3 protein-coding genes are annotated in these 2,558 nt (G+C 57.2%); all 3 read right to left on the reverse strand.

Annotated elements, in window-relative coordinates; all coding sequences use genetic code 11:
• Positions 1-146: 146 nt before the first annotated feature.
• From ureC to SQ11_RS15250, 3 genes are read right to left on the reverse strand one after another with little or no spacing between them, the layout of a single operon-like run.
• Positions 147-1,853 carry an urease subunit alpha gene (gene ureC, locus SQ11_RS15240; protein WP_041515054.1) on the reverse strand — a complete coding sequence of 569 codons (1,707 nt, stop codon included), beginning with the start codon at positions 1,851-1,853 and terminating at the stop codon, positions 147-149.
• A gap of 36 nt (positions 1,854-1,889) precedes the next feature.
• Positions 1,890-2,216 (reverse strand): urease subunit beta, encoded by a 327-nt coding sequence (locus SQ11_RS15245; RefSeq protein WP_232298039.1) that lies wholly within the window; start codon positions 2,214-2,216, stop codon positions 1,890-1,892.
• Positions 2,217-2,227: 11 nt separating this feature from the next.
• Positions 2,228-2,530, reverse strand: coding sequence for an urease subunit gamma (locus tag SQ11_RS15250; protein ID WP_041515056.1), 303 nt, complete (start codon positions 2,528-2,530; stop codon positions 2,228-2,230).
• Between the last annotated feature and the right edge of the window lie 28 nt (positions 2,531-2,558).

Consider the following 2,558-nt stretch of genomic DNA (forward strand, 5'->3'; position numbering starts at 1 on the left):
TCCACGCGCGGTAAAAATAGCGACTTCCTCTCCCGACTCCAGCGTGGTGCGCAGGCGGCTGTTCTCGCGCAGCTCGTAAGGGAGTACGAGCTGCGCGGAAACCACGTCCGCATGCGCTATCTTGGCGTTTAAAGTGAGCATATGGCTTAGAACAAAAAGTAGCGTTGCGCCATCGGCAACACATCTTCCGCGCCACAGGTCAGCAGTTGTCCGTCCGCCCGTACTTCATAGGTTTCCGGATCGACTTCCATCTTGGGGGTCGCGCCATTATGAATCATGTCCTTCTTGCGCAGATTGCGCGTGTTCTTGACTGCGATCAGGTTCTTGTCCAGCTTCAGACTATCGACCAGACCTCCATCAAGGGCCGCCTGCGAGGTAAAGGTAAAGCACGATGTCTTGACGCCCCCCCCGTACCCGCCGAACATGTAGCGGTAGTGCACCGGCTGCGGGGTCGGTATCGAGGCATTGGGATCGCCCATCAGGGCTGCCGTGATCATGCCGCCTTTCAGGATCATGGAGGGCTTGACGCCAAAGAACGCCGGCCGCCACAGAACCAGATCCGCATACTTGCCCACTTCCACCGAACCAATCACGTGCGAGACCCCGTGCGTGATAGCCGGGTTGATGGTGTACTTGGCAATGTAGCGCTTGACCCGGAAGTTGTCGCTCTTCGAGGTGTCTTCCTGCAATGAGCCGCGCTGTATCTTCATTTTGTGCGCCGTCTGCCAGGTGCGCAGCACCACTTCGCCGATGCGACCCATCGCCTGAGAATCCGACGACATCATCGAAATGGCACCCATGTCATGCAGGATGTCCTCGGCCGCAATCGTTTCCTTGCGAATGCGCGATTCGGCGAAGGCAAGATCCTCGGCAATATTCGCATGCAGGTGATGGCATACCATCAGCATGTCAAGGTGCTCATCCAGCGTATTGACGGTATAGGGCCGCGTCGGGTTGGTGGATGAGGGCAAAACGTTGTCCTGGCCCACGACCGCGATAATGTCCGGGGCGTGGCCGCCGCCGGCGCCTTCGGTGTGGAACGTGTGGATGGTCCGATCCTTCATGGCAGCGATGGTATTCTCAAGGTAGCCGCCTTCGTTGATGGTGTCGGTATGGATGGCCACCTGTATGTCGTATTTATCCGCAACGTTCAGACAGTTGTCGATCGCCGCATAGGTGGTGCCCCAGTCCTCATGCAGCTTGAGCCCGCATGCGCCCGCCAGAATCTGTTCTTCATTCGGCGTGGGCAGGCTGACATTGCCTTTGCCGAAGAAACCAGTATTCATTATCATGCCGTCCGAGGCTCTCAGCATGGAATGGATGTGCCAGGGGCCCGGCGTACAGGTCGTCGCTGCCGTGCCCACTGCCGGGCCGGTGCCCCCGCCCAGCATGGTGGTAATGCCGTTCATCATGGCATCTTCGGCCTGCTGCGGACAGATGAAGTGGATGTGGCTGTCGATGCCGCCGGCAGTGAGAATGGATCCTTCGCCGGCAATGATCTCGGTCGCCGCACCGATGGCCATGGTAACGTTAGGCTGGATATCGGGGTTTCCGGCCTTGCCAATGGCGGCTATCTTGCCGTCTTTCAGGCCGACATCGGCCTTGACGATGCCCCAGTGGTCAACGATGACGGCATTCGTGATCACGGTATCCATCACGTCGGCGTGGTTGCGCTGCGATTGGCCCATGCCGTCGCGGATCACCTTGCCGCCACCAAACTTGACTTCTTCGCCATAGGTGGTGAAATCCTTTTCGATTTCAATAAACAGCTCCGTGTCGGCCAGACGAACACGGTCGCCGGTGGTAGGCCCCATCATTTCAACGTATGTCTGACGGGAAATTTTAAAAGTCATTTTTTACTCCTCTGTAGGTTATTGGCGGGCGTGGCGCTATTTCAGCTTGCCCATCACTTTCTGATTAAATCCGTATACCGTACGGTCGCCATCGAGCTCAACCAGCTCAATGGTGCGCTCCTGGCCAGGCTCAAAACGCACCGCCGTGCCCGCCATGATATTCAGGCGCATGCCGTAGGCAGCCTCCCGGTCAAAGTTCATCGCGGAATTAACCTCGTAAAAATGAAAGTGCGAACCGATCTGTATCGGCCGGTCGCCTCCATTGGAAACCTTCAGCGATTTGGTCTTTCTGCCAGCGTTCAGTTCGATATCGCCAGGTTTCACGAATATTTCGCCGGGAATTAAGGGTGTTCTTGCCATCATGGTCTCCTGATTTAGGGAATGGGATTGTGAACCGTCACCAGCTTGGTGCCGTCGGGAAATGTCGCCTCCACCTGAATGTCGGGAATCATCTCGGGAACGCCTTCCATCACCTCACCCCGGCTCAGGATGCGGGTGCCTTCCGCCATCAGCTCCGCCACCGAATGGCCATCGCGCGCACCCTCCAGCACCGCACAGGTGATCAGTGCCACCGCCTCCGGATGATTGAGCTTCAGGCCCCGTGCCTTGCGCCGTTCCGCCAGCAATCCGGCAGTAAATATCTGCAGCTTGTCTTTCTCTCTTGGTGTAAGGTCCATTATTTCCTCCTCGTTAAATTAATCATCG

This window comes from Nitrosospira sp. NpAV (genome assembly GCF_000832065.1).
Taxonomy (GTDB): domain Bacteria; phylum Pseudomonadota; class Gammaproteobacteria; order Burkholderiales; family Nitrosomonadaceae; genus Nitrosospira.